We start from the raw sequence: 212 nt of genomic DNA on the forward strand, positions 1-212 counted from the left end.
CCCTGGCCGGCCTGCAGACCGCGTCCGGGACGGCAGGGGACGACCCGCTCGTGCTGGTGATCAAGGGCGAGCTGATCCACCGCTACCCGTCGGTCATCGTCCAGGCCGGCCACACGGTGGCGGGCGACGGCACCCGGCACATGGTCGAGCCCGCGATCGACCCGGACTTCCGCGGACTGCTCGAGCCCGACGTCCTGGTGGTCGGGTTCACC

The 212-nt window shown here is 72.6% G+C and carries 1 protein-coding gene; it reads left to right on the forward strand.

Annotated elements, in window-relative coordinates; genetic code table 11:
• Positions 1–212, forward strand: a 212-nt coding sequence (locus tag BN358_RS26560) for a hypothetical protein (RefSeq protein WP_198018440.1), incomplete at both ends; no start/stop codon positions are given.

Origin of the sequence: Sedimentibacter sp. B4 (assembly GCF_000309315.1) — a bacterium.
Lineage (GTDB): Bacteria > Bacillota > Clostridia > Tissierellales > Sedimentibacteraceae > Sedimentibacter > Sedimentibacter saalensis.